Source organism: Lachnospira hominis (ex Liu et al. 2021) (genome assembly GCF_014287955.1).
In the GTDB taxonomy this organism is placed as follows: domain Bacteria; phylum Bacillota; class Clostridia; order Lachnospirales; family Lachnospiraceae; genus Lachnospira; species Lachnospira hominis.
In genome coordinates, this window is record NZ_JACOPD010000001.1 from 231,447 (window position 1) to 254,289 (window position 22,843).

Sequence of the window (22,843 nt, forward strand, 5' to 3'; positions counted from 1 at the left end):
AATTAGCATCCATTTATACTTCAAATAAACACCAAATGTCTGTAATTGGACAAAAAAATCTCTGCAAGTCAATGTTGACAAGGGTTTCAAGTGTTCTAATTATATTTATCTTAATAACCATGTAGTGGAATACAAATATTATTATGAAGATATTTAAATTCTGCTGGTGTTGATTATTAGAAAATTGATTTTTATTTTTGGTGTGGCTACTGTATGTCTACAATGTGGCAACTATTCAAAAAAATGCTTATTTTTTAATTTTTGGTATAAAAAAAGCCCCGAAAAATCGGGGCTTTTTGAAATATCAATTTTCTTCTTATTATCTCTTTGAGAACTGTGGAGCACGACGAGCTGCTTTGAGACCGTATTTCTTTCTTTCCTTCATTCTTGGATCTCTTGTTAAGAAACCTGCCTTCTTGAGTGCTGGACGATATTCGTCTGAATCAACCTCAAGGAGAGCTCTTGAAATACCATGTCTGATAGCACCAGCCTGACCTGTGTATCCGCCACCGTGTACGTTTACGATAACATCAAACTTATCAGCTGTCTCTGTGAGTGTTAATGGCTGCTTAACAACAACCTTTAATGTCTCAAGACCAAAATACTCATCAAGACTTCTCTTATTTATAGTAATTGTACCGTTACCTGGTACTAAATATACTCTAGCGATACTGCTTTTTCTTCTACCTGTTCCGTAGAACTTTGCGTTTGCTTTCTTAGCCACTGTTATTTCCTCCTTATATGTCCAAAATTAAAACTTTAATACTTCTGGCTTCTGAGCTGCCTGATCATGATCAGGACCAGCGTAAACGTGAAGTTTTGTGTACATCTGTCTTCCTAAAGGTCCCTTTGGAAGCATACCCTTAACAGCGAGTTCGATAACTCTTTCAGGCTTCTTATCCATCATTTCTCTGAGTGTTGTCTCTTTCATACCACCAACATACTCTGAGTGATTGTAATAAATCTTCTGATCTAACTTCTTACCTGTAAGCTGAACCTTCTCAGCATTGATAACGATAACGTTGTCACCACAATCCATAGATGGTGTATATGTTGGCTTGTTCTTGCCTCTTAATACAGCAGCAACCTGTGATGCTAAACGACCTAATGTATAATCTGCAGCATCAACAACATACCATTTTCTTTCGATGCTTGATGCAGTAGCCATATAAGTTTTCATTGGTTTTCCTCCTGAAATATTGCTTTAAATGCATACTTAATTATTTAGATAAATATATTTGTTAATGACTTTACAGATGCTTTTCCGGGGCATTGGTGAAGCATGCAAAATCATATTAACCTGATTCAGGGCGTACTTTTCCACGCCACATTTAAAGATTATATAACACGATACCACGCGTGTCAATATTTATTTATCAGATTTTTTGCATTCCGGGAGGTTATCCACAAAATCATAAAAATTTTCATGATAATCAACAAAACACTTTTTTCAATGTTGATTTTCAACTTCCATGTCGTCACCGTCAACATAATCTATATTCATAAGTGTCAACCCCTGCGGTGGAGCTGTCTGTCCTGCTTCACAGCGGTTTTTTGCTTCAAGCATTAAGTCTATATCCTGCGGTGTTATTTTGCCTTTTCCAGCCTTTACAAGCGTTCCTGCGATTATTCTTATCATATTATACAAAAATCCGTTTCCCGAAACCCTGATAACTATACACGCTTCATCCTCAGTCCGCACATCTACAGAATAAATCGTTCTTACAGTAGACTCCGCCTGTGTTTTTACACAGCAGAAACTCTTAAAATCATGCTCTCCTACCAGCCTTTGTGCTGCACTCTGCATTGCATTTACATCAAGAGGCTCTTTTACATGCCAGCTGTAATTTCTAAACTGTGGAATCGGAAATCTTGTATTTAATATCCTGTACTCATACGTTTTTACAGTATTACAGTGTCTTGGGTGAAATTCCGGTGAAACTTCGCGTGACTCAACAACACTCACATCTTCAGGAAGATGTGTATTGATTGCATATGCCCAGCGGTCACCCGGAATTCCAGAAGCCGTATCAAATACAGCGACATTTCCCAGACCATGTACACCTGCATCCGTTCTGCTTGCACCGATAACGTGAACTTTCTCTCCTGTCACTTTATTAATCGCATTATCAAGAACCTGTTCTATTGTCGAAGCATTAGGCTGTATCTGCCATCCGCTGTAATTACAGCCATCATACGCTACTGTCAGTTTTATACGTCTCATAAATAACCTCATTTGCCGCGATGATTTTTTCAATACCAAAAATTCACCGCGGCTTAATTAAAACATATTTATTATAATTATTAATTCCAATTTTTATATAATTCTTCCACCTAAAAATATATTAAGTGCTATCATTGCACACAGATATGCTGCAAGTACACCATATGCAATTCTGTCATTTTTCTTATATTTAAGCGGTTTCATTTTTGTACGCCCCTCTGAACCATGATAACATCTTGCTTCCATAGCCATTGCAAGTTCATTGGCACGTCTGAAAGCTGATATAAATAATGGCACAAGTACAGGTATCATTGCTTTTGCACGTTTAACAAGATTTCCATTTTCAAAATCAGCACCTCTTGCCATCTGTGCTTTCATTATCTTGTCCGTCTCCTCGATAAGAATCGGTATAAATCTTAATGCTATTGACATCATCATCGCTATTTCATGGACAGGAACTTTTATAACTTTTAAAAATCCAAGACTCTTTTCAAGTCCGTCGGTAAGATTGTTCGGCGTTGTCGTAAGTGTCATAAGTGATGAGCCCATAATAAGGTACATAAGTCTTATAACCATAAATACCGCCTGATAAATACCTTCTTTTGTGATTTTTAATTTCCACAGTCTTACAACCACTTCTCCATCTGTCAGGAACAGATTAAATGCTGCAGAAAATATTATAAGAATAAGTACCGCTTTAAGACCTTTTACAATGAATTTCAGCGGAACATTTGAAAGCTTGATTATTACGGCAAGAAATGCTGTAACCGCAAGATACATCCATACACTTTTACCTAAGAACAGTGAAATAATAAATACTAATGTTCCCATAAGTTTTACTCTTGGGTCAAGCTCATGTATAACAGACTTTGTCTGATAATATTGTCCTATTGTAATATCCCTTATCATATTTTTCCTTTCAGCCGGAGTTATGCTTTCAACATTATTTCCAGCTTATTTCTTTCCCAATGCTTTAAGTATTGATGTTTTTGCTTCTTCTATCGTTATTGCACTCACGTCAACATCAAATCCTGCATTTTTCAAATCATTCATTATATATGTAACCTGCGGTGCCGCAAGTCCAATCTTCTCAAGCTCTTTGTAATGTGCAAATACTTCTTTTGGTGTTCCGTTATACATAAGTATTCCATCATTCATAACCATAATTCTGTCAACGTATTTTGCAACATCTTCCATGCTGTGTGAAACAAGGATTACTGTAATGCCTGTTTCTTTCTGAAGCTTTTTGACACAGTCAAGAATATCATCTCTTCCTTTAGGGTCAAGACCGGCAGTCGGCTCATCTAATATGAGAACCTCCGGTTTCATAGCAAGAACTCCGGCTATTGCAACTCTTCTTTTCTGACCGCCTGACAAATCAAACGGCGACTGGTAGTAAAGAGATTCATCAAGTCCAACAAGGCGAAGTGCTTCAAATGCTCTAAGTTCTGTCTCTGCTCTGTCAAGGCCAAGATTTTTAGGACCAAAACATACATCTTTGAAAATATCAGTCTCGAAAAGCTGATGCTCAGGATACTGGAAAACAAGACCGACTTTGCTTCTCAATTTTCTCATATCAAAATCTTTGTCATATATATCTTCACCGTCATAATATATAGCACCTGAAGTTGCTTTTACAAGTCCGTTCAAATGCTGTATAAATGTTGATTTACCTGAACCTGTATGACCGATAAGTCCGATAAATTCACCTTTTTCTATAACGCAGCTTACTTCTTTTAATGCCTGCCTTTCAAATCCGGTTCCTATTTCATATGTATAGCTTATTTTATCAACTATAATTGACATATTAATCTCCATTCTGCATAACAAGTCGTTTTAATGCAAGCGTAAATTCTTCCTTTGTGAGTATCCCGTCAGGAAGTGGCACACCAGCTTTCTTTAACTCATATGCAAGTTCTGTTACCTGCGGCACATCAAGTCTTAATTCCTTTAGATGCTCAACATTTGAAAATATCTGCCGCGGAGTTCCCTCCATCATGATTTTTCCAGCATCCATAACAAACACTCTGTCTGCATCTATTACTTCTTCCATATAATGAGTTATAAGAATAATTGTCACGTTTTCTTTTTCATTAAGTTCATGAAGTACCGATATCACTTCTTTTCGTCCGGATGGGTCAAGCATTGCTGTCGGTTCATCAAGTATAATGCACTTTGGTTTCATCGCAACGATACCTGCAATTGCAACTCTCTGCTTCTGCCCTCCTGAAAGTTTATTTGGTGAAGCTTTTCTGAAACTGTACATGCCAACTGCCTGAAGGCTGTCAGCTACTCTCTGCCATATCTCATCTGTAGGCACACCTATATTTTCAGGGCCAAAGCCCACTTCTTCCTCTACTAATGTACAAATAATCTGATTATCGGGATTCTGGAATACCATTCCGGCAGTCTGTCTTATATCAAGGATTTTATCATCTTCCTTTGTATCCATGCCATCTACCCACACCGTACCTTCCGTTGGTGATACAAGTGCATTAAAATGCTTTGCAAGTGTTGATTTGCCTGAACCATTATGTCCAAGTACAGCTATAAACTGCCCTGCCTGCAAATCGATGTTGACATGATCTACTGCTGTTGTAATTCCCTCTACATTTCCCTCTTCGTCTCGTCTTATATATTCAAATGTTAAATCCTTTGTCTTAACAATTCCCATAATTCATTTCCATTTCATTTATATCAATACAGTCTTTGACATAATAATCTTATAATATATTTTATAACTATGAAAAAAACGTGGATATTGAGTTAAACAATATCCACGCATTTAAAAGTCCGCTAATTTTATCTCATAGGAAGAACTCTCCTTATGACTGGGGACTTCCAATTCATTATACTAACTCAAGGAGAACTTCCATTGCTGCATCGCCTTTTCTTAAACCGATTTTAACGATTCTTGTATAGCCACCCTTACGGTCAGCATACTTAGGAGCGATTTCATCAAACATTTTATTTGTAAGATCAACAACTTTTGTGTTCTTCTTTCTTCCAGCTGCTTCAGCAGGAACTTCTGTTACTTTGTAAAGAACCTTATCCATCTGCTTTCTTGCATGAAGTCTTGAAGGTAAATCTTTCTTGATTTCCTTTTCTACTGTCTCATATACAGTAACTTTCTTGCCATCAACAACTTCTTTAACTCTCTTGCCGTTGGCATCCTTCTTAGGAACCTTTGCAGAAACTTTAACTGTCTCGAAGTTATCTTTTTCTTTGATTGCAAGTGTTATAAGCTTTTCAGCCTGCTTCTTTACTTCTTTTGCTCTTGCCTCAGTTGTAACAATCTTACCATTCTCAATAAGAGCTGTAACCTGTCCTCTGAGTAATGCTTTTCTCTGGCTTGAATTTCTACCAAGCTTTCTATACTTTGCCATTTAATTTAACCTCCATTTGTAACGCACATACATGCGCTTATGGACTTACTGTATGTGTGTTTAAATCTACAAATCTACTATCGTGTGTATGTAACACACCTATTTATTTATTAGTCCTCGTTTGGACTAAGGCTTAAATTTAACTCTTTAAGTTTAAGAAGTACCTCATCAAGAGACTTCTTACCAAGATTACGAACCTTCATCATGTCATCAGGTGTCTTATTGCAAAGCTGTTCAACAGTATTGATACCTGCTCTCTTAAGACAGTTGAATGAACGAACTGATAATTCAAGGTCTTCAATGCTCATAGAGAGTACCTTGCTTGATTCGTCTTCCTGTGCAACAACCATAACCTCAGCGTTTGCAGCATTTTCTGATAAGTTGATAAATACTTTGAGATGTTCACTTAAAACTTTAGCTGCAAGGCTTAAAGCCTCATCAGGAGTAATTGTTCCGTTAGTAAATATATCAAGAGTAAGCTTATCAAAATCTGTATCCTGGCCTACACGAGTGTTCTGTACGGCCATATTTACACGCTCTACAGGAGTGTAAATAGAATCTACAGCGATAACACCGGCTGGCATATCCTCATGCTTATTCTTTTCAGAACTTACATAACCTCTGCCGTTTGTGATTGTAAGCTCCATAGAGAGCTTGCAGTCAGCACCGCCATTTAAATGTGCAATAACAAGGTCCGGGTTAACAATTTCAATATCAGGATCAACCTTGATATCTGATGCTTTAACCACGCCTTCTCCAGCGAAGTCAATATGAGCAGTAATCGGCTCGACTGAGTTGCTGTTATTCTTAATAGCAAGCTTCTTGATGTTTAAGATAATCTCTGTAACGTCTTCTTTAACGCCAGGAATTGAACTGAACTCATGAAGCACACCATCAATCTTAACACTGCTTACAGCAGTACCAACTAATGATGAAAGCATGATTCTTCTGAGTGAGTTACCCAGAGTTAAACCATAGCCTCTCTCAAGTGGTTCTACTACAAATTTGCCATATTTTCCATCTTCTGACTCTTCAGTCATCTCAATCTTTGGCATATTGAAATTAAAATCTGCATCAACCATGTATAGCCCCTCCTTTTATGGGTTAATTTGAGTTTACTCTTTAATTACTTAGAATATAACTCGACGATAAGCATTTCATCAACTGGAACGTCGATAATATCTCTTGTAGGGATAGCCTTAACTGTACCCTTAAGAGCTTCGCTGTCAGCTTCAAGCCATTCTGGAACAAGTCTTCCATTTGTAGCTTCAAGAATTTCTTTATATCTTGCTGATGACTTAGACTTTTCTCTGATTTCGATTACGTCTCCAGCCTTAACAAGGTATGAAGGAATATTGATGCACTTACCATTTACTAATACATGCTTATGATCAACAATCTGTCTTGCTTCTCTTCTAGTTCTGGCTAAACCCATTCTGAAGATTACATTGTCAAGTCTGAGCTCAAGCATAACCATGAGGTTTTCACCAGTCATACCCTTCTGCTTCTCAGCCTTCTTATAATAGTTACGGAAAGGCTTCTCTAATACACCGTAGATAAACTTAGCCTTCTGCTTCTCACGAAGCTGCATACCATACTCGCTAATCTTTCTTCCGGCATTCTTTGCCTTTCTGTTTGACTTCTTATCTATACCTAAATAAATAGGATCTAAATTAAGAGATCTGCATCTCTTAAGCACTGGTGTTCTATTAACTGCCATCTTAAATTCTACCTCCTAATTAAACTCTTCTACGCTTTGGTGGACGACAACCATTATGTGGAACTGGTGTAACATCCTTGATACTTGTAACCTCAAGTCCGCAAGCAGAAAGTGCACGAATTGCAGCTTCTCTACCAGAACCTGGGCCCTTTACCATAACGTCAACAGACTTTAATCCGTGAATTAAAGCAGCCTTTGTTGCAGTCTCAGCTGCCATCTGTGCTGCATAAGGAGTTGATTTCTTAGAACCTCTGAAACCAAGACCGCCGGCACTTGCCCATGATAAAGCATTGCCTTCTGCATCTGTTAATGTAACGATTGTATTGTTAAAAGAAGACTGAATATGAGCCTGTCCTCTTTCTACGTTTTTCTTAACGCGCTTCTTTGTCACTTTTTTTGTAACTTTTTGAGCCATTTCTAAACTAACCTCCTATATTAAAAGTCTACCTTATTACTTCTTCTTATTTGCAACTGTCTTCTTTGGACCCTTACATGTTCTAGCATTAGTCTTTGTCTTCTGACCTCTGCAAGGAAGACCTTTTCTATGACGGATTCCTCTGTAGCATCCGATTTCCTTTAATCTCTTGATGTTCATGGCAACTTCTCTTCTTAAGTCACCTTCTACAAGATTTTCTGTATCTGCATCAATAACCTTAGCAATTCTTGCAACTTCTTCGTCAGTTAAATCCTTAACACGTGTGTCTGGATTAACCTCTGCCTCTGCAAGAATCTTAGATGCTCTAACTCTGCCTATACCATAGACATAAGTAAGACCGATTTCAATTCTTTTTTCTCTTGGTAAGTCTACACCTGAAATACGAGCCATGTGTTCTTTAACCTCCGTTAATCAATGTATAAATAATAATTAAAATGAAATGTTGCAGTCCGACTAACAAAACGCAGCTCGTCACAAAATGTGCCGCCTGAAATGTGTGCGCTGCCACTCTTCCCGCATATATAAAATAGTGATTGAACCGTACAACTTAGCCGTGTGGTTCATCACTGCAGCCGCATAACTAAACATCTTTCCTTATTCAAAATAAAATCACAGGAAAGATTATTGTAACAAATAAAATATATTGTACCTGAAATATATTCTATCTGTAAACACACAAACATGAGAAGTATCACTACTTCTCCCATAAACTATAAATTAGCCCTGTCTCTGTTTGTGCTTTGGGTTCTCACAGATAATTCTGATAGCACCCTTTCTCTTAATGACTTTGCACTTTTCACAAATTGGTTTTACTGATGATCTAACCTTCACTGCAAAAGCCTCCTTTCAGACAAGTTCGTTTGATATTATAGCACAACATAAATTTTAATTGCAAGGTAATTTTGAAAATTTTTTCAAAAATTTTTGCTGTGCAGTAATACTGTTATCATGTTTCTTATTTATCTCTCCAGATAATTCTGCCCTTGCTAAGGTCATATGGAGAGAGCTCAATTGTAACTTTATCACCAGGTAAGATACGAATGTAGTTCATTCTTAACTTGCCACTTATATGTGCAAGCACCTGATGACCATTTTCAAGTTCTACCTGAAACATAGCATTTGGAAGTTTTTCCACAACAGTTCCTTCAATTTCAATTACATCTGATTTTGACATTTATTGTCCTCCTTCATATTAGAAATATATTCTTTAATTGCTCTTTTAATATCTTCATTATGCAATTCTTTTTGTGTCTCGAGTTTTTCTGCAATAAGTGCATCTGCACGTTTTACGGGCTGGATATGTTTTAATTTCTTCTTCTTTGGATTCTCAACTTTTTTGAGTTTTCCGTCTGAAAGATATACATACCCCGGCTCTTCACCTACTATTATATAAATTTCTGTTTTGTCATGTCCTGCAAGGGACCTTGCAAAACAGCCGGTCATTTTATTTCCCATAACAGACCTCCATTATTCTTTGACCAGTGAAAGAATCTCCGGTCCATTTTTTGTTACCAGCACAGTATTTTCATAATGTGCTGTAAGTGAATGGTCTGTTGTAACCATTGTCCAGTCATCATCAAGGCATCTCACTTTCCAGTCTCCCATGGCTACCATAGGTTCAATAGCAAGTGTCATTCCCTCATAAAGCTTTATTCCTCTTCTTTCCTGTCGGAAATTTGGAATTTCAGGGTCTTCATGAAGTTTTGTTCCAATGCCGTGACCGACTAAATCACGGATTACTCCATAACCGTGCTTTTCGTTGTAATCTGCAATAGCATTTGATATTTCGTGTAAATGACAGCCTTCTTTTGCAAATTTGATGCCTTCAAAAAAGCTCTGTCTTGTGACTTCTATCAGCTGTGCCGCTTCATCGCTTATCTGTCCGACTCCAACCGTACGGGCTGCATCTGACTGATAACCTTTATATATCACACCGGCATCAAGACTGACAATATCGCCTTCCTTTACAATCCTTTTCTTAGACGGAATTCCGTGAACTACCTCATCATTTATCGAAACACATATTGAAGCAGGATAGCCGCCATAACCAAGAAACGAAGGGACACAGTCAAAACTTCTTATCATGTCCTCGCCCATCTTGTCGATGTGCCATGTTGACATTCCGGGCTTAATCTCTTTTGTAAGATTATTAAGCACTGTACCAAGAATTTTGCCTGCCTCTCTCATCAATTCAATTTCTCTGTGTGATTTTACCGAAACTGCCATGACTTCACTACTTTCCCAATATTTTTACAATATCTTCGAATACTTCTTCCATGTCTTTTGTTCCATCAACTTCAGCCAATACATTCTTCTTTGCGTAGAAGTCAATTAATGGCTGTGTCTGTTCATGGTATACACTGAGTCTGTTCTTAACTGTTTCCGGCTTGTCGTCATCTCTTAAAATAAGCTTTTCGCCGCAGACATCACAGATTCCTTCTACCTTTGTAGGGTTATATTTAATATGGTATGTTGCACCACATCCTACACATGCTCTTCTTCCTGACATTCTGTTTATAATATTTTCATCAGGAACTTCAACATTGATTGCAAAATCAACAGCCTCACCCTTAGCAGTAAGTGCTGCATCAAGTGCCTCTGCCTGTGGAATTGTCCTTGGGAAACCATCAAGCACATATCCGTTTTCACAATCAGGCTGTTTAAATCTATCCATTATAAGGTCGAGTGTAAGTTCATCCGGAACAAGCTCTCCCTTATCCATATAAGCTTTAGCCTTCTGACCAAGCTCTGTATTGTTTTTAATATTAGCTCTGAAAATATCTCCTGTTGAGATATGTGGGATTTTGTATTCAGCCGCAATCTTTTTGGCCTGTGTACCTTTACCGGCACCAGGTGCTCCTAACATTATAATCTTCATAAGTCTCTCCATTCCTGTAGAATTTAAACGCAATATACACAAACGACTCGCCCGGAAAATATCCCAGGCAAGTCCCTCATGTCTATATCTTTACTCGCTTAAAAATCCTCTGTAGTTACGATTTACCATCATTGACTCAATCTGTTTCATTGTTTCAAGAACAACACCAACAATAATGATGATAGATGTTCCACCAAATGATACACTTGCATTGAAAAAGCCTGTGCACATAATCGGGATTAACGCTACAATCATAAGACCAACAGCGCCAATAAATACGATATAATTTAATATTTTATTTAAATACTCGCTTGTAGAACGGCCAGGTGTAATACCAGGAACAACTCCACCAGCTTTCTTTAAGTTATCTGCAATCTGTACAGGATTAAATGTAATCGATGTATAGAAATAAGCAAATACTACTACCAGTATGATGTAAAGTAAAAGGCCTATAGAATACTTAGGCATCTGTACTCTGCACCAATATGACTGGCTTAAATACTTTGTCCACTCATATGAGTTACTTGTAAACAACTGAACGATGATTACAGGGAACTGCATAATTGATGAAGCAAAGATAATTGGCATAACACCAGCTGTATTTACCTTTAAAGGAATATTTGTAGCCTGACCACCAATTGTCTTTCTTCCTGCAACTTTCTGTGAATACTGTACCGGTATTCTGCGTTCGCCATCCTGTAATATTACAACAAGAACGACTACTGCGATTACTATAGCAGCAATGATTACTGCAACTGTAACGCCCCTTGCAATACTCTTATTAGCAACAAATGTGCTGTAAAGTGTCACAAAATCACTTGGCATACCTGAAATAATATTAATTAACAATACTATTGAAATACCATTACCTACACCTTTTTCTGTGATACGCTCTCCAATCCACATAAGCACAGCTGAACCAGCTGTAAGTGCTGCTACTACTACAATGATACATGTAACATAATGTATTGTACTCATGTCTTTGTAGTCTTTAATAAGACCCTGACGGCCAAATCCTACTGCCATTGCAATACTCTCGATTAAAGCTAAAGCAATTGTAACATATCTCGTAATAGAAGCAATCTTCTTTCTGCCATCTTCGCCCTCTTTCTGCATTTCCTCTAATTTAGGAATTGCAATTGTAAGGAGCTGCATGATGATAGAAGAAGTAATGTAAGGTGTTATGCTGAGTGCGAAGAGGGACATTTTTTCAAATGAACCTCCTGTAAATGCACTCAGATAACTCAAGTCGCCGCTGTTAAAACCACTCAGAAGCGTACTAAAATACTCTGTATCAACACCAGGGATAGGAAGAAGACTTCCTATTCTAATTACAACAAGCATCATAAGTGTATAAAGCAATTTTTTGCGTATATCCTTATTTTTAAATGCGCTCGTAAGTGTTTTTATCATTAGATCACCTCACAAGTTCCACCAACAGCTTCGATTTTTTCCTTAGCTGAAGCACTGAAAGCATTAGCCTTTACTGTAAGCTTCTTTGTGAGTTCTCCATTTCCAAGAATCTTAACGCCGTCTTTAGGATTTTTAACAATTCCTGATTCAATAAGTGTTTCAATTGAAACTTCTGAACCGGCATCAAATCTTTCTAATGCACTAACATTAATTGCAACGATTTCTAAACGGTTTCTGTTTGTGAAACCTCTCTTAGGAATACGTCTGTATAATGGCATCTGGCCACCTTCAAAACCTGGTCTTGGAGCACCTGAACGTGCCTTCTGACCCTTATGTCCCTTACCGGCTGTTTTACCGTTACCAGAACCATGACCACGGCCTCTTCTGAAATTATCGCTTTTTACTGAACCCTCAGCTGGGCTTAAATTAGATAAATCCATTATTGCACCTCCTTCATCTAAATAAAATTAGATTTCTTCTACCTTTAACATGTAACCAATCTGCTGTATCTGTCCTCTTGTTGCTGCATTATCTGGGAGTTCTACAGTCTTATGCATCTTTGTAAGACCCATAGCCTCAACAGTTCTTCTATGCTTAGGAACAGCACCGATTGGAGACTTTACTAAAGTTATTTTTAACTTCTTATCAGCCATTTTAACCTCCATCTTGCCGCTTATCAGCGGACACTATAACAATGTTTTGGGCAGGAGAGACAGCAGTACACTGCCCTCTTACCCTTTACATCAAATTCTCGTGTGTTCTTGATTAGCCAAGGATTTCGCTTACTGACTTACCACGAAGTCTTGCGATTTCCTCTGGTGTCTTCATTGACTGAAGACCTGCGATTGTTGCAAGTACAACATTCTGCTTATTGTTTGAACCAAGTGACTTTGTACGAATGTTCTTGATACCTGCAAGCTCGAGTACTGAACGAGCAGGACCACCAGCGATGATACCAGTACCTTCTGGAGCTCTCTTGAGGAGAACTGTAGCTCCTCCGAACTTACCGATATAATCATGTGGAACTGAACCATTCTCATCAATCGGAACTTCTACTAAATGTTTCATAGCATCTTCTTTTCCCTTGCGGATTGCTTCAGGAACTTCAGCTGCTTTACCAACACCTGCACCTACATGTCCGTTGCCATCACCAACGATAACTAAAGCTGCGAATCTCATGTTACGTCCGCCCTTTACTACCTTAGTTACTCGCTTAATTGCAACAACATTATCATTTAACTCTAACTGACTAGCGTCAATGATTGTACGTTTCATACTGTTTCTCCCTTCCGCTTAGAATTCAAGGCCAGCTTCTCTTGCTGCCTCTGCCAATGCTTTTACTTTTCCTTCATATATAAAACCGCCTCTATCATAGACAACAGTTGTAATACCTTTTTCTAATGCCTTCTTAGCAACTACCTTACCTACTACTGCAGCAGCCTCAACGTTATTAGTCTTTTCACATTCAGCCTTTACATCCTTATCAAGTGTTGAAGCTGAAACAAGTGTCTTACCAACTGTATCGTCAATAATCTGAGCGTACATATGATTATTGCTTCTAAACACAGCTAAACGAGGTCTCTCTGCTGTACCGCTGAAACGATTACGTAATCTTCTATGTTTATTTTCACGAACTACTGTTCTTGACTTCTTACTAACCATAACATTCACTCCTTTAATTATTTCTTACCAGTCTTACCGACCTTACGTCTAATAACCTCATCAGAATACTTGATACCCTTGCCCTTATATGGTTCAGGAGCTCTCTTAGCTCTGATTTCAGCTGCGTACTGGCCAACTTTTTCTTTGCTGATACCCTTAACGATGATAACATTCTGACCATCTAATACAGTCTCGATACCATCTGGGTCTTCCATTTCTACCGGATGAGAATAACCGAGTGATAAAACAAGCTTTTTACCCTGCTTCTGTGCTCTGTAACCAACACCGTTTACCTCAAGTTTCTTTTCATATCCGTCTGTAACACCAACAACCATGTTGTGGATGAGTGTTCTTGTTAAACCGTGTAATGATTTCATCTTCTTTAAATCGTTTGGTCTTGAAACGATGACTTCATTACCTTCCATTTTGATGTCCATTTCTGCAGGTAATACTCTCTCGAGTGTTCCCTTAGGACCCTTTACAGTCACTTTATTATTTTCTGCGATATCAACAGTTACTCCTGCTGGTACAGCGATAGGCATTTTTCCTATACGTGACATGCCGTGCACCTCCTAATTATAGTAGAGCATCTTTTAATGCCCGCTTAATGAGTTGTTTATATACAGCTATTGCTGTCTTATACTACCAGATAAATGCAAGAACTTCTCCGCCTACGCCGAGCTTTCTAGCTTCCTTATCTGTGATAACACCCTGGTTTGTTGAGATAATAGCAACACCAAGACCACCTAATACCTTAGGAAGTTCTTCCTTGTTTGCATATACTCTAAGACCTGGCTTAGAAATTCTCTGAAGACCAGAGATGATTTTTTCATTCTTATCTTTACCATACTTTAATGTGATATGGATATCTTTGAAGTTACCGTTATCAACAAGTTCGTATGCTTTGATATATCCTTCATCTAAAAGGATTTTTGCGATAGCAAGCTTCATCTTTGAAGATGGTACATCAACTGTATCATGCTTTGCTGTATTCGCATTACGGATTCTTGTAAGCATATCTGCAATTGGATCTGTCATTTTAAATGTTCCTCCTTAATTAATTAACCGGTTTCCCGCACATGCAGGACTTTTGTTAATGCAACTGACACAAATGTGTCATGCGTATCCAGCCGCCAGCCTTAAAGGCAATGGCGGCCTTCCTGGTAAAATCTTACCAAGAAGCTTTCTTAACGCCTGGGATCTGACCCTTGTAAGCTAACTCGCGGAAGCAAATTCTGCAGATTCCGTATTTTCTTAAAACAGAATGTGGACGACCACAAATTGTACAACGAGTATACGCTCTAGTAGAGAACTTAGGAGCTCTCTGCTGCTTAATCTTCATAGAAGTTTTAGCCATTGAATTTTCCTCCTTAAATTAGTTCTTAAATGGCATGTTGAACATTCTCAACAATTCACGAGCTTCCTCATCAGTCTTAGCTGTTGTTGTAATGATAACATCCATACCTCTTACTTTATCAATCTTATCATACTCAATTTCAGGGAAGATGATCTGCTCTTTAATACCTAATGCATAGTTTCCTCTGCCATCAAATGACTCAGCACTTACGCCACGGAAGTCACGTACACGAGGTAATGCAAGGTTTACAAGTCTGTCAAGGAATTCGTACATCTTTTCACCACGGAGTGTAACTTTACATCCGATAGCCTGACCTTCTCTTAACTTGAAGTTAGCAATAGAATTCTTTGCTCTTGTAAGAACTACTTTCTGACCTGAAATTGTCTCAAGTTCCTTAACTGCAGCATCAAGAAGCTTTGAATTTTCCTTAGCTTCGCCAACGCCCATGTTTATTACTATCTTATCGATCTTTGGAACCATCATTGGGTTCTTGTAACCGAATTTCTCTGTCATCTTTTTAGTGATTTCATTTTCGTATAAATCTCTAAGTCTACTCAATTTTTATTGCCTCCTTCCTGTATTAGTCAATTACTTCGCCAGTTGCCTTAGCAACACGAACTTTCTTGCCATCTTTGAATTCGTAACCAATCTTTGTTGTCTTACCTTTCACAACATACATGATGTTTGAAATAGCGATTGGTGCTTCCTGGTGGAGAATTCCACCCTGCTGATTAGCTGCACTTGGCTTAGCATGCTTTGTAACCATGTTTACGCCCTCAACTAATGCTGTATTGTTTTTAGCATTTACAGACAATACCTTGCCTTCTTTGCCTTTGTCTTTTCCTGCGATAACTTTAACTGTATCACCTTTTTTAATTCTTACAGCTGACATTGTGGCACCTCCTTATAATACTTCTGGAGCTAAAGATACGATTTTCATGAACTTCTTATCTCTTAACTCTCTTGCTACTGGTCCGAAAATACGAGTTCCCTTTGGAGTCTGATCGTCCTTAATAATAACAGCAGCATTTTCATCAAATTTGATATATGATCCGTCTTTACGGCGTGTACCTTTAACAGTACGAACAACTACGGCCTTAACTACATCGCCCTTCTTAACAACGCCGCCTGGTGTTGCCTCTTTAACAGAAGCTACGATTACATCACCGATATTTGCATATCTTCTTGTAGAGCCACCCATAACTCTGATGCAGAGGATTTCCTTAGCACCTGTGTTATCAGCAACCTTCAGTCTGGTTTCCTGTTGTACCATAATACTACCCCTTTCAGTAATATTCATGTCTTGCCGCCAGTTTCAACCGTGCCTGGCGTATCGACATTTTGAATTCTTTAACAATATTATTTAGCTCTGCTGATAATCTCAACAAGTCTCCATCTCTTATCCTTTGAGAGTGGTCTTGTTTCCATTACTTTAACAGTATCACCGATTAAACATTCGTTGTTCTCATCGTGTGCCTTTAACTTGTATGTTCTCTTGACAATCTTATTGTAGAGTGGATGCTTTACGTTATCCTCAACAGCAACAACGATTGTCTTATCCATTTTATTGCTTACGACTCTGCCTGTACGAGTTTTTCTAAGATTTCTCTCTTCCACAGTTCGTTCTCCTTTCTTAGGAATCCAAAAATTATTTATTCAACAATTAATTAAGCATTCTTCTGTGCAATTACAGTCTGAATTCTAGCAATGTTCTTTCTAACTTCTTTGATTCTGCTAGTATTATCCAACTGATTTGTTGCGTTCTGGAATCTTAAGTTGAAAAGTTCCTTTTTAGCAGCTACTAATTCATCACTTAATTCTGCAGCTGATTTTGCCTTTAAATCTTCTACATATTTATTAATTTTCACTGTTATCACCGCCTTCTAAGTCTGCACGTGAAACAACCTTACACTTGCAAGGAAGCTTGTGTGTTGCAAGACGCAACGCCTCTCTGGCTGTCTCTTCAGGAACGCCTGAGATTTCAAACATAACACGTCCAGGTTTAACTACTGCTACCCAGCACTCCAAGTTACCTTTACCTTTACCCATACGAACACCGATAGGCTTACCAGTTACCGGCTTATCTGGGAAAATCTTAATAAATACTTTACCGCCACGCTTGATGTAACGTGTCATCGCAATACGGGCAGCCTCTATCTGATTTGATTTAATCCAACATGGTTCTGTTGCAACGATACCATATTCACCATTAGTGATCTTGTTGCCTCTTGTAGCCTTACCAGCCATAGAACCACGGAACTGTCTACGATATTTTACTCTCTTAGGTAGTAACATTATTGTTCGCTCCCTTCCTTATTAGCCTTTTTTGCAGGAAGAACCTCTCCTTCATAAATCCAAACCTTAACGCCGACTTTACCGTATGTTGTATTTGCTTCTGCAAAACCATAATCGATATCAGCACGAAGTGTCTGAAGCGGAATTGTACCTTCGCTGTAGAATTCTGTACGAGCCATATCAGCACCGCCGAGACGACCTGAACAAGATGTCTTGATACCCTTAGCACCCTGCTTCATTGTTCTGCCCATGCATGACTTCATAGCTCTTCTGAATGAGATACGGTTTTCAAGCTGCTGAGCAATGTTTTCTGCAACAAGCTGAGCATCCTTGTCCGGTCTCTTTACTTCCTTAATATCAATGCTTAACTTCTTAGCTGAAGTGAGTTTTTCAACCTGCTTCTTTAAGCTTTCGATTTCAGCACCGCCTTTACCGATAACTACGCCCGGCTTAGCTGTGTGAATAATAATCTTTAATCTGTCTGAAGCTCTTTCTGTCTCAATTCTAGAAATTCCTGCAGCATAAAGTTTCTTCTTAAGGAATTTTCTAATGTTATAATCTTCTACAAGGTTGTCAGCGAAGTTATCTTCTGCATACCATTTAGCATCCCAGTCTTTGATAACGCCAACTCTCAAACCATGAGGATTAACTTTCTGTCCCATTTAAATCTCCTTTCTGTTCTTCAGGAAACGTCCATTTCCAAAAGCCGTTCCGGCAATGCGCAATCAGCGCATCCGGAATTATCTTTCATTGAGTATTACAGTGATATGGCTCATTCTCTTTTCGATTCTGTAAGCTCTACCCTGTGCTCTTGGCTTAATTCTCTTCATTGTTGGTCCCTTGTTTGCATAGCACTCTTCGATATAAAGTTTGCTTGGGTCCATACCATTGTTGTTTTCAGCATTTGCTGCTGCTGACTTAATTAACTTCTCTATAAGTGATGAAGCATATCTTGGATTGTACATTACGATTGCAAGTGCTTCTTCAACACTCTTACCTCTTATAGCATCCAATACGAAACATGCTTTCTGTACTGAAACTCTGGCATATGATAATTTTGCACTAGGTCTTGTATCCTTAACTGCATTTCTTTCTCTCTTTATCTGGGATCTATGTCCTTTTGCCATGGTATTACAGCCTCCTTTCAATTAATGGATATTTATCTACTCTTCTTCTCGTCCTTACCATGTCCTCTGTAAGTTCTTGTTGCTACGAACTCACCGAGCTTATGGCCAACCATGTCCTCTGTTACATATACAGGAACATGCTTTCTTCCGTCATGAACTGCGATTGTATGTCCAACGAACTGTGGGAAAATAGTTGAACGACGTGACCATGTTTTAACAACCTGCTTGTCACCTGATGCGTTTAATGCATCAATCTTCTTGAGCAAGCTCTCGTCTGCGAATGGTCCTTTTTTAAGTGATCGAGCCATAGGTTCAAACCTCCTTATAATCTTAATCTTGATTGTTTACAGTTTTATTAATTACTTAATAGCCTTGCCGTCTCTTCTTCTGATAATCAGCTTATTAGACTGCTTTTTCTTCTTACGAGTCTTAAGACCCATAGCTGGCTTGCCCCAAGGTGTCATAGGTGATGGACGACCAACAGGTGCTCTACCTTCACCACCACCGTGTGGATGGTCATTAGGGTTCATAACAGAACCACGAACTGTAGGTCTGATGCCCATATGTCTCTTACGACCGGCCTTACCAAGATTAATCAGGCTGTGATCACCGTTTCCTACTACACCGATTGTTGCACGGCAAACGATAGGAACCATTCTCATCTCACCAGAAGGTAAACGAAGTGTTGCATACTTGCCTTCCTTAGCCATTAACTGAGCTGAATTACCAGCTGAACGAACGAGCTGTCCGCCCTTGCCAGGATATAACTCAATATTGTGTACCTGAGTACCAACAGGGATTTCTGAAAGTGGTAAGCAGTTACCAATTCTAACCTCTGCACCTGCACCATTCTGAACTGTCATACCATCTGTAAGACCCTGTGGTGCAAGAATATATGATTTTTCGCCATCTGCGTAGCAGATTAAAGCGATATTTGCTGTTCTGTTTGGATCGTATTCGATACCAATAACCTTTGCAGGAATTCCTTCCTTATTTCTCTTGAAGTCGATTAATCTATACTTCTGTCTGTTTCCGCCGCCGTGATGTCTTACAGTGATTTTACCCTGATTGTTACGTCCGGCTGTCTTCTTCTTAGAAGCGAGTAATGATTTCTCTGGTGTCTTCTTTGTGATTTCTGAGAAATCAGAACCAGTCATATTTCTTCTGGAAGGTGTATATGGGTTATATGTTTTAATTCCCATTATATTCTCTCCTTTCGAGTTGTGTAATATTGTTTTCTACACTGTTGCGTATATTTTAGAGGCCTTCAAAGATTTCGATATCTTTGCTGTCTTCTGTGAGCTGAACGATTGCTTTCTTTGTCTTAGCAGTCATACCTTCAACTCTGCCTCTTCTCTTTTTCTTACCAACGCTGTTCATTGTGTTTACTTTAGCAACTTTTGTTCCTTCAAACATCTTCTCAACAGCTTCTTTAATCATTGACTTATTTGCTTCAGGATGTACAAGAAATGTATATTTCTTTGTAGCCATATCAGCCATTGATTTCTCTGTGATAACAGGCTTGAGGATTACATCATAATACTGTACGTTTGCCATTATGCATACACCTCCTGGAGTTTCTCTACAGCAGCCTTAGTAACAACGAGAGTATCATACTTTAATACATCGTATGTGTTAATCTCATTTGTAGCTGAAACTTTAACTGTAGGAATATTTCTTCCTGAAAGAACAACGTTCTTGTTCTCGCCCTCGAGAACTACGAGTGCCTTAGAAACCTTTAAGTTGTTCATAACTTCTGCGAATTTCTTTGTCTTGATTTCATCAAGTTTGAACTCATCAAGAACAACAATCTTGTTGTCAGCAACCTTTGAAGTTAAAGCTGAAAGAAGAGCAATCTTCTTTTCTTTCTTGTTCATCTTGAATGAATAATCTCTTGGCTTTGGTGCGAATACGATACCGCCGCCAGTCCACTGTGGAGCTCTTGTAGAACCCTGTCTTGCATGACCAGTTCCCTTCTGTCTCCAAGGTTTTCTTCCGCCACCAGAAACTTCTGAACGTGTCTTTGCGCTCTGTGTTCCCTGACGATTATTTGCAAGCTGGTTTACTACAGCCATGTGTACAAGATGTTCGTTAATCTCAACACCAAATACAGCATCGTTTAATTCGATAGAACCAACTTCCTTGCCTTCAATATTGTAAACAGATACGTTTGCCATCTGTGTGGTCCTCCTTCCTTAGCAAAAACTACTTTGCAGCTTTTACTGTTTCTTTCAGTGTTACTAATGATTTCTTAGGTCCAGGTACTGCACCCTTTACTAAGATTACGTTGTTTTCAACATCAACTCTTACTACTTCGAGATTCTGGATTGTGATTCTCTTTGAACCCATATGTCCAGGCATTCCTTTTCCCTTGAATACTCTACCAGGTGTTGTTGCTGATCCGTTTGAACCCTGATGTCTGTGGAATTTAGAACCGTGAGCCATAGGTCCTCTTGACTGGCCCAATCTCTTGATTGCACCCTGGAAACCTTTACCCTTTGAAATAGCAGTTGCGTCAACTTTGTCTCCTGCAGCAAAGATATCAGCCTTGATTTCATCTTTAACTGAATACTCTGAAGCATTTTCAAACTTGAACTCTCTTACAAATCTCTTGTAAGGAACCTCTGCCTTGTCAAAATGTCCTTTAACAGGCTTGCTGACTAACTTTTCTTTAATATCAGCGAAACCTACCTGAACTGCATCGTAACCGTCGTTTTCTACAGTCTTAACTTGTGTAACAACACAAGGACCTGCCTGAAGAACAGTTACAGGTGTTAAAACACCGTCTTCATTGAAGATTTGAGTCATTCCGACTTTTGTAGCTAAAATTGCTTTCTTCATTGATCTTCCTCCTGTTTTAATCTACAGCGGACAAGATGATATGCCTTATTAAACATATGCACAGCGCATCCTGTCATCCTAGAACAGCTAATATAAGTGGAACCTGCACCACTGTTGCCAAGTTGCTTCTATATTAAACCCTTAGGATTAATGCTCTTAAAAATAATGAAAAAAAGTTTAAGGAATGATTAGTTCATAACCTTAAGATTGATGAATACACCAGCTGGCATCTCTAACTTAGATAATGCATCTACAGTCTTCTGTGAAGGTGTTAAAACATCGATAAGTCTCTTATGAGTTCTCTGTTCAAACTGCTCTCTAGAGTCTTTGTACTTGTGAACAGCTCTAAGAATTGTAACAACTTCCTTCTTTGTTGGAAGAGGTACCGGACCACTCACCTGAGCTCCTGTTTTCTTAACTGTTTCGATGATTTTCTTCGCAGACTGATCAACTAACTGATGATCGTAAGCTTTCAGTGTAATTCTTATTACCTGATTTGCCATAAAAAAAGTCGCCTCCTTTTCGCACTTTATAATGTAAGTACGACAAGCGGTGACTGTACACACTCCCACGCGTATCGAAAATTCTCATCTCAATAACTGCGTGTCATCTCTGCTCATGCAGATGATTAATATTTGTACAGTGACTTGTCGCCAGGTTCATCTGCCGGTTAATACCGGCCTTGACATTCGCTCCACGGAAAACCTGCCTTGCGGCAGCAACCTCACGCTTCTACGCTATCAATGTCACAGCAAGTGATAGTATACATGATAAGTTTGATAAAATCAATAAATTTTATTGTTCTTTTTTTAGTACAATCTTAATATAATTTTCCTTCTTTCACATTGCCGTCTACAATTGTAAGAACTCTGTCTGCATGGTCTGCCATCTGCATATCGTGCGTCACCATTATTATTGTCTGGTTATATTTTTTTGATGCCATTGAAAGCATATCTGCAACTATTTTTGCACTCTCGGCATCAAGATTGCCTGTAGGTTCATCTGCAAATATTACGGCTGGATGCGTGGCAATTGCCCTCGCAATTGCCACACGCTGCTGTTCGCCACCCGACATCTGTGAAGGATATTTTCCTTTACAATGTGATATTCCAAGTGATTCAAGTATTCCATCAATCTCTTCTTCAGGTGCATTCTTATTGTCAAGTGCAAACGGAACTACAATATTTTCATACGCTGTAAATTCAGGAAACAGGCTGTAATCCTGATATATAAAGCCTATCTTCTCACGCCTGAACTTTGAAAGCTGTTTATCTTTCATCTCAAACACATTCATCCCTTCAATTTCCACAGTTCCTTCATCAGGTCTGTCCATAGTTCCTATTATCCTTAAAAGTGTAGACTTGCCCGAACCGCTCTTTCCAACTATAGCCGTAAACTCCCCCTTTTTAAATAATACATCGCTTTTCTTCAAAGCCTCTACATCAACCGAACCTGCATGGTATGTTTTTGAAATTCCTGCTGCATTTAAAATTATATTTTCCAT

39 protein-coding genes are annotated in these 22,843 nt (G+C 38.6%); all 39 read right to left on the minus strand.

Translation table 11 applies throughout. From position 1 onward, the window contains the following. Window positions 1-319: 319 nt before the first annotated feature. Entirely contained in the window at window positions 320-724 is a 405-nt protein-coding gene (gene rpsI, locus H8S01_RS01055; RefSeq protein WP_021865372.1) for a 30S ribosomal protein S9, read from the minus strand. Window positions 725-751: 27 nt separating this feature from the next. Next, on the minus strand, window positions 752-1,180 hold the full coding sequence (gene rplM / locus H8S01_RS01060) for a 50S ribosomal protein L13 (protein ID WP_021865373.1): 429 nt from the start codon (window positions 1,178-1,180) through the stop codon (window positions 752-754). Between the two features lie 270 nt (window positions 1,181-1,450). Beyond that, the gene (gene truA / locus H8S01_RS01065) at window positions 1,451-2,224 is read right to left on the minus strand and encodes a tRNA pseudouridine(38-40) synthase TruA (protein WP_186835869.1); all 774 of its coding nucleotides are present in this window, start codon (window positions 2,222-2,224) and stop codon (window positions 1,451-1,453) included. A 93-nt stretch (window positions 2,225-2,317) separates the two neighbouring features. After that, the gene (locus H8S01_RS01070) at window positions 2,318-3,133 is read right to left on the minus strand and encodes an energy-coupling factor transporter transmembrane component T family protein (RefSeq protein WP_186835870.1); all 816 of its coding nucleotides are present in this window, start codon (window positions 3,131-3,133) and stop codon (window positions 2,318-2,320) included. Window positions 3,134-3,178: 45 nt separating this feature from the next. Continuing rightward, on the minus strand, window positions 3,179-4,030 hold the full coding sequence (locus H8S01_RS01075) for an energy-coupling factor transporter ATPase (protein ID WP_021865376.1): 852 nt from the start codon (window positions 4,028-4,030) through the stop codon (window positions 3,179-3,181). 1 nt (window position 4,031) lies between these two features. After that, window positions 4,032-4,898, minus strand: coding sequence for an energy-coupling factor transporter ATPase (locus H8S01_RS01080; RefSeq protein WP_021865377.1), 867 nt, complete (start codon window positions 4,896-4,898; stop codon window positions 4,032-4,034). Window positions 4,899-5,073: 175 nt separating this feature from the next. Then, a complete protein-coding gene (locus tag H8S01_RS01085) occupies window positions 5,074-5,610 on the minus strand; it encodes a bL17 family ribosomal protein (RefSeq protein ID WP_186835871.1) in 537 nt (178 codons plus the stop codon). Between the two features lie 110 nt (window positions 5,611-5,720). Continuing rightward, the gene (locus H8S01_RS01090) at window positions 5,721-6,692 is read right to left on the minus strand and encodes a DNA-directed RNA polymerase subunit alpha (protein ID WP_021865378.1); all 972 of its coding nucleotides are present in this window, start codon (window positions 6,690-6,692) and stop codon (window positions 5,721-5,723) included. Window positions 6,693-6,736: 44 nt separating this feature from the next. Then, complete coding sequence (gene rpsD, locus H8S01_RS01095) at window positions 6,737-7,330, minus strand: 30S ribosomal protein S4 (protein ID WP_021865379.1); 594 nt, start codon at window positions 7,328-7,330, stop codon at window positions 6,737-6,739. A gap of 19 nt (window positions 7,331-7,349) precedes the next feature. Beyond that, window positions 7,350-7,745 (minus strand): 30S ribosomal protein S11, encoded by a 396-nt coding sequence (rpsK, locus tag H8S01_RS01100; RefSeq protein ID WP_021865380.1) that lies wholly within the window; start codon window positions 7,743-7,745, stop codon window positions 7,350-7,352. A gap of 36 nt (window positions 7,746-7,781) precedes the next feature. Next, a complete protein-coding gene (gene rpsM / locus H8S01_RS01105) occupies window positions 7,782-8,156 on the minus strand; it encodes a 30S ribosomal protein S13 (RefSeq protein WP_021865381.1) in 375 nt (124 codons plus the stop codon). A 327-nt stretch (window positions 8,157-8,483) separates the two neighbouring features. After that, on the minus strand, window positions 8,484-8,597 hold the full coding sequence (rpmJ, locus tag H8S01_RS01110) for a 50S ribosomal protein L36 (RefSeq protein ID WP_023353537.1): 114 nt from the start codon (window positions 8,595-8,597) through the stop codon (window positions 8,484-8,486). A 124-nt stretch (window positions 8,598-8,721) separates the two neighbouring features. Then, window positions 8,722-8,940 carry a translation initiation factor IF-1 gene (gene infA / locus H8S01_RS01115; protein WP_007707618.1) on the minus strand — a complete coding sequence of 73 codons (219 nt, stop codon included), beginning with the start codon at window positions 8,938-8,940 and terminating at the stop codon, window positions 8,722-8,724. After that, on the minus strand, window positions 8,922-9,221 hold the full coding sequence (locus tag H8S01_RS01120; protein WP_243204164.1) for a hypothetical protein: 300 nt from the start codon (window positions 9,219-9,221) through the stop codon (window positions 8,922-8,924). Before H8S01_RS01120 ends, infA begins: the two co-directional genes overlap by 19 nt. A gap of 12 nt (window positions 9,222-9,233) precedes the next feature. Beyond that, entirely contained in the window at window positions 9,234-9,992 is a 759-nt protein-coding gene (gene map, locus H8S01_RS01125; protein ID WP_021865383.1) for a type I methionyl aminopeptidase, read from the minus strand. A 7-nt stretch (window positions 9,993-9,999) separates the two neighbouring features. Further along, on the minus strand, window positions 10,000-10,644 hold the full coding sequence (locus H8S01_RS01130; RefSeq protein WP_021865384.1) for an adenylate kinase: 645 nt from the start codon (window positions 10,642-10,644) through the stop codon (window positions 10,000-10,002). 90 nt (window positions 10,645-10,734) lie between these two features. Beyond that, complete coding sequence (gene secY / locus H8S01_RS01135; RefSeq protein ID WP_186835872.1) at window positions 10,735-12,057, minus strand: preprotein translocase subunit SecY; 1,323 nt, start codon at window positions 12,055-12,057, stop codon at window positions 10,735-10,737. After that, window positions 12,057-12,497, minus strand: a complete 441-nt coding sequence (gene rplO, locus H8S01_RS01140) for a 50S ribosomal protein L15 (protein ID WP_186835873.1) — start codon at window positions 12,495-12,497, stop codon at window positions 12,057-12,059. Before rplO ends, secY begins: the two co-directional genes overlap by 1 nt. Window positions 12,498-12,524: 27 nt before the next feature. After that, on the minus strand, window positions 12,525-12,710 hold the full coding sequence (gene rpmD, locus H8S01_RS01145) for a 50S ribosomal protein L30 (RefSeq protein ID WP_021865387.1): 186 nt from the start codon (window positions 12,708-12,710) through the stop codon (window positions 12,525-12,527). A 112-nt stretch (window positions 12,711-12,822) separates the two neighbouring features. Next, window positions 12,823-13,332 (minus strand): 30S ribosomal protein S5, encoded by a 510-nt coding sequence (gene rpsE / locus H8S01_RS01150; RefSeq protein WP_021865388.1) that lies wholly within the window; start codon window positions 13,330-13,332, stop codon window positions 12,823-12,825. Window positions 13,333-13,350: 18 nt separating this feature from the next. Then, window positions 13,351-13,719, minus strand: a complete 369-nt coding sequence (gene rplR, locus H8S01_RS01155; protein WP_186835874.1) for a 50S ribosomal protein L18 — start codon at window positions 13,717-13,719, stop codon at window positions 13,351-13,353. 17 nt (window positions 13,720-13,736) lie between these two features. Further along, window positions 13,737-14,279: a 50S ribosomal protein L6 gene (rplF, locus tag H8S01_RS01160; protein ID WP_186835875.1), complete on the minus strand. Its 543-nt coding sequence runs from the start codon at window positions 14,277-14,279 to the stop codon at window positions 13,737-13,739. A gap of 82 nt (window positions 14,280-14,361) precedes the next feature. Then, window positions 14,362-14,757: a 30S ribosomal protein S8 gene (gene rpsH, locus H8S01_RS01165; RefSeq protein ID WP_021865985.1), complete on the minus strand. Its 396-nt coding sequence runs from the start codon at window positions 14,755-14,757 to the stop codon at window positions 14,362-14,364. 133 nt (window positions 14,758-14,890) lie between these two features. Further along, window positions 14,891-15,076 carry a type Z 30S ribosomal protein S14 gene (locus tag H8S01_RS01170; RefSeq protein ID WP_021865986.1) on the minus strand — a complete coding sequence of 62 codons (186 nt, stop codon included), beginning with the start codon at window positions 15,074-15,076 and terminating at the stop codon, window positions 14,891-14,893. 18 nt (window positions 15,077-15,094) lie between these two features. Further along, complete coding sequence (gene rplE, locus H8S01_RS01175) at window positions 15,095-15,634, minus strand: 50S ribosomal protein L5 (RefSeq protein WP_021865987.1); 540 nt, start codon at window positions 15,632-15,634, stop codon at window positions 15,095-15,097. Between the two features lie 22 nt (window positions 15,635-15,656). Beyond that, window positions 15,657-15,968 (minus strand): 50S ribosomal protein L24, encoded by a 312-nt coding sequence (gene rplX / locus H8S01_RS01180; protein WP_021865988.1) that lies wholly within the window; start codon window positions 15,966-15,968, stop codon window positions 15,657-15,659. Between the two features lie 12 nt (window positions 15,969-15,980). Beyond that, window positions 15,981-16,349 (minus strand): 50S ribosomal protein L14, encoded by a 369-nt coding sequence (gene rplN, locus H8S01_RS01185; protein ID WP_186836058.1) that lies wholly within the window; start codon window positions 16,347-16,349, stop codon window positions 15,981-15,983. Window positions 16,350-16,435: 86 nt separating this feature from the next. Next, on the minus strand, window positions 16,436-16,693 hold the full coding sequence (gene rpsQ / locus H8S01_RS01190) for a 30S ribosomal protein S17 (protein ID WP_021865990.1): 258 nt from the start codon (window positions 16,691-16,693) through the stop codon (window positions 16,436-16,438). A gap of 50 nt (window positions 16,694-16,743) precedes the next feature. After that, window positions 16,744-16,944 carry a 50S ribosomal protein L29 gene (rpmC, locus tag H8S01_RS01195; RefSeq protein ID WP_021865991.1) on the minus strand — a complete coding sequence of 67 codons (201 nt, stop codon included), beginning with the start codon at window positions 16,942-16,944 and terminating at the stop codon, window positions 16,744-16,746. Beyond that, window positions 16,934-17,371 carry a 50S ribosomal protein L16 gene (gene rplP / locus H8S01_RS01200; protein ID WP_021865992.1) on the minus strand — a complete coding sequence of 146 codons (438 nt, stop codon included), beginning with the start codon at window positions 17,369-17,371 and terminating at the stop codon, window positions 16,934-16,936. The genes rpmC and rplP overlap by 11 nt, the downstream gene beginning before the upstream one ends. After that, on the minus strand, window positions 17,371-18,033 hold the full coding sequence (rpsC, locus tag H8S01_RS01205) for a 30S ribosomal protein S3 (RefSeq protein WP_021865993.1): 663 nt from the start codon (window positions 18,031-18,033) through the stop codon (window positions 17,371-17,373). The genes rplP and rpsC overlap by 1 nt, the downstream gene beginning before the upstream one ends. Window positions 18,034-18,111: 78 nt before the next feature. Continuing rightward, window positions 18,112-18,498 (minus strand): 50S ribosomal protein L22, encoded by a 387-nt coding sequence (gene rplV, locus H8S01_RS01210; protein WP_021865994.1) that lies wholly within the window; start codon window positions 18,496-18,498, stop codon window positions 18,112-18,114. 32 nt (window positions 18,499-18,530) lie between these two features. After that, on the minus strand, window positions 18,531-18,806 hold the full coding sequence (gene rpsS / locus H8S01_RS01215) for a 30S ribosomal protein S19 (RefSeq protein ID WP_021865995.1): 276 nt from the start codon (window positions 18,804-18,806) through the stop codon (window positions 18,531-18,533). Window positions 18,807-18,857: 51 nt separating this feature from the next. Then, a complete protein-coding gene (rplB, locus tag H8S01_RS01220) occupies window positions 18,858-19,700 on the minus strand; it encodes a 50S ribosomal protein L2 (RefSeq protein ID WP_021865996.1) in 843 nt (280 codons plus the stop codon). A gap of 55 nt (window positions 19,701-19,755) precedes the next feature. Then, entirely contained in the window at window positions 19,756-20,055 is a 300-nt protein-coding gene (gene rplW, locus H8S01_RS01225; RefSeq protein ID WP_186835876.1) for a 50S ribosomal protein L23, read from the minus strand. Then, entirely contained in the window at window positions 20,055-20,675 is a 621-nt protein-coding gene (rplD, locus tag H8S01_RS01230) for a 50S ribosomal protein L4 (protein ID WP_186835877.1), read from the minus strand. Before rplD ends, rplW begins: the two co-directional genes overlap by 1 nt. Window positions 20,676-20,703: 28 nt before the next feature. After that, on the minus strand, window positions 20,704-21,339 hold the full coding sequence (gene rplC / locus H8S01_RS01235) for a 50S ribosomal protein L3 (protein ID WP_186835878.1): 636 nt from the start codon (window positions 21,337-21,339) through the stop codon (window positions 20,704-20,706). Window positions 21,340-21,527: 188 nt separating this feature from the next. After that, window positions 21,528-21,842, minus strand: coding sequence for a 30S ribosomal protein S10 (gene rpsJ, locus H8S01_RS01240; protein ID WP_021865189.1), 315 nt, complete (start codon window positions 21,840-21,842; stop codon window positions 21,528-21,530). Between the two features lie 317 nt (window positions 21,843-22,159). Further along, window positions 22,160-22,843, minus strand: a complete 684-nt coding sequence (locus H8S01_RS01245; RefSeq protein ID WP_186835879.1) for an ABC transporter ATP-binding protein — start codon at window positions 22,841-22,843, stop codon at window positions 22,160-22,162.

What these genes read in the sequence shown, in the direction of transcription:
- rplM (WP_021865373.1), bottom strand. Translation starts at nt 1,180, where the DNA reads ATGAAAACTTATATGGCTACTGCATCAAGCATCGAAAGAAAATGGTAT.
- truA (WP_186835869.1), bottom strand. Translation starts at nt 2,224, where the DNA reads ATGAGACGTATAAAACTGACAGTAGCGTATGATGGCTGTAATTACAGC.
- H8S01_RS01070 (WP_186835870.1), bottom strand. Translation starts at nt 3,133, where the DNA reads ATGATAAGGGATATTACAATAGGACAATATTATCAGACAAAGTCTGTT.
- H8S01_RS01075 (WP_021865376.1), bottom strand. Translation starts at nt 4,030, where the DNA reads ATGTCAATTATAGTTGATAAAATAAGCTATACATATGAAATAGGAACC.
- H8S01_RS01080 (WP_021865377.1), bottom strand. Translation starts at nt 4,898, where the DNA reads ATGGGAATTGTTAAGACAAAGGATTTAACATTTGAATATATAAGACGA.
- H8S01_RS01085 (WP_186835871.1), bottom strand. Translation starts at nt 5,610, where the DNA reads ATGGCAAAGTATAGAAAGCTTGGTAGAAATTCAAGCCAGAGAAAAGCA.
- H8S01_RS01090 (WP_021865378.1), bottom strand. Translation starts at nt 6,692, where the DNA reads ATGGTTGATGCAGATTTTAATTTCAATATGCCAAAGATTGAGATGACT.
- rpsD (WP_021865379.1), bottom strand. Translation starts at nt 7,330, where the DNA reads ATGGCAGTTAATAGAACACCAGTGCTTAAGAGATGCAGATCTCTTAAT.
- rpsK (WP_021865380.1), bottom strand. Translation starts at nt 7,745, where the DNA reads ATGGCTCAAAAAGTTACAAAAAAAGTGACAAAGAAGCGCGTTAAGAAA.
- rpsM (WP_021865381.1), bottom strand. Translation starts at nt 8,156, where the DNA reads ATGGCTCGTATTTCAGGTGTAGACTTACCAAGAGAAAAAAGAATTGAA.
- infA (WP_007707618.1), bottom strand. Translation starts at nt 8,940, where the DNA reads ATGTCAAAATCAGATGTAATTGAAATTGAAGGAACTGTTGTGGAAAAA.
- H8S01_RS01120 (WP_243204164.1), bottom strand. Translation starts at nt 9,221, where the DNA reads ATGGGAAATAAAATGACCGGCTGTTTTGCAAGGTCCCTTGCAGGACAT.
- map (WP_021865383.1), bottom strand. Translation starts at nt 9,992, where the DNA reads ATGGCAGTTTCGGTAAAATCACACAGAGAAATTGAATTGATGAGAGAG.
- H8S01_RS01130 (WP_021865384.1), bottom strand. Translation starts at nt 10,644, where the DNA reads ATGAAGATTATAATGTTAGGAGCACCTGGTGCCGGTAAAGGTACACAG.
- secY (WP_186835872.1), bottom strand. Translation starts at nt 12,057, where the DNA reads ATGATAAAAACACTTACGAGCGCATTTAAAAATAAGGATATACGCAAA.
- rplO (WP_186835873.1), bottom strand. Translation starts at nt 12,497, where the DNA reads ATGGATTTATCTAATTTAAGCCCAGCTGAGGGTTCAGTAAAAAGCGAT.
- rpmD (WP_021865387.1), bottom strand. Translation starts at nt 12,710, where the DNA reads ATGGCTGATAAGAAGTTAAAAATAACTTTAGTAAAGTCTCCAATCGGT.
- rpsE (WP_021865388.1), bottom strand. Translation starts at nt 13,332, where the DNA reads ATGAAACGTACAATCATTGACGCTAGTCAGTTAGAGTTAAATGATAAT.
- rplR (WP_186835874.1), bottom strand. Translation starts at nt 13,719, where the DNA reads ATGGTTAGTAAGAAGTCAAGAACAGTAGTTCGTGAAAATAAACATAGA.
- rplF (WP_186835875.1), bottom strand. Translation starts at nt 14,279, where the DNA reads ATGTCACGTATAGGAAAAATGCCTATCGCTGTACCAGCAGGAGTAACT.
- rpsH (WP_021865985.1), bottom strand. Translation starts at nt 14,757, where the DNA reads ATGACAGATCCAATTGCAGATATGCTTACAAGAATCCGTAATGCGAAT.
- H8S01_RS01170 (WP_021865986.1), bottom strand. Translation starts at nt 15,076, where the DNA reads ATGGCTAAAACTTCTATGAAGATTAAGCAGCAGAGAGCTCCTAAGTTC.
- rplX (WP_021865988.1), bottom strand. Translation starts at nt 15,968, where the DNA reads ATGTCAGCTGTAAGAATTAAAAAAGGTGATACAGTTAAAGTTATCGCA.
- rplN (WP_186836058.1), bottom strand. Translation starts at nt 16,349, where the DNA reads ATGGTACAACAGGAAACCAGACTGAAGGTTGCTGATAACACAGGTGCT.
- rplP (WP_021865992.1), bottom strand. Translation starts at nt 17,371, where the DNA reads ATGTTACTACCTAAGAGAGTAAAATATCGTAGACAGTTCCGTGGTTCT.
- rpsC (WP_021865993.1), bottom strand. Translation starts at nt 18,033, where the DNA reads ATGGGACAGAAAGTTAATCCTCATGGTTTGAGAGTTGGCGTTATCAAA.
- rplV (WP_021865994.1), bottom strand. Translation starts at nt 18,498, where the DNA reads ATGGCAAAAGGACATAGATCCCAGATAAAGAGAGAAAGAAATGCAGTT.
- rpsS (WP_021865995.1), bottom strand. Translation starts at nt 18,806, where the DNA reads ATGGCTCGATCACTTAAAAAAGGACCATTCGCAGACGAGAGCTTGCTC.
- rplB (WP_021865996.1), bottom strand. Translation starts at nt 19,700, where the DNA reads ATGGGAATTAAAACATATAACCCATATACACCTTCCAGAAGAAATATG.
- rplW (WP_186835876.1), bottom strand. Translation starts at nt 20,055, where the DNA reads ATGGCAAACGTACAGTATTATGATGTAATCCTCAAGCCTGTTATCACA.
- rplD (WP_186835877.1), bottom strand. Translation starts at nt 20,675, where the DNA reads ATGGCAAACGTATCTGTTTACAATATTGAAGGCAAGGAAGTTGGTTCT.
- rplC (WP_186835878.1), bottom strand. Translation starts at nt 21,339, where the DNA reads ATGAAGAAAGCAATTTTAGCTACAAAAGTCGGAATGACTCAAATCTTC.
- rpsJ (WP_021865189.1), bottom strand. Translation starts at nt 21,842, where the DNA reads ATGGCAAATCAGGTAATAAGAATTACACTGAAAGCTTACGATCATCAG.
- H8S01_RS01245 (WP_186835879.1), bottom strand. Translation starts at nt 22,843, where the DNA reads ATGGAAAATATAATTTTAAATGCAGCAGGAATTTCAAAAACATACCAT.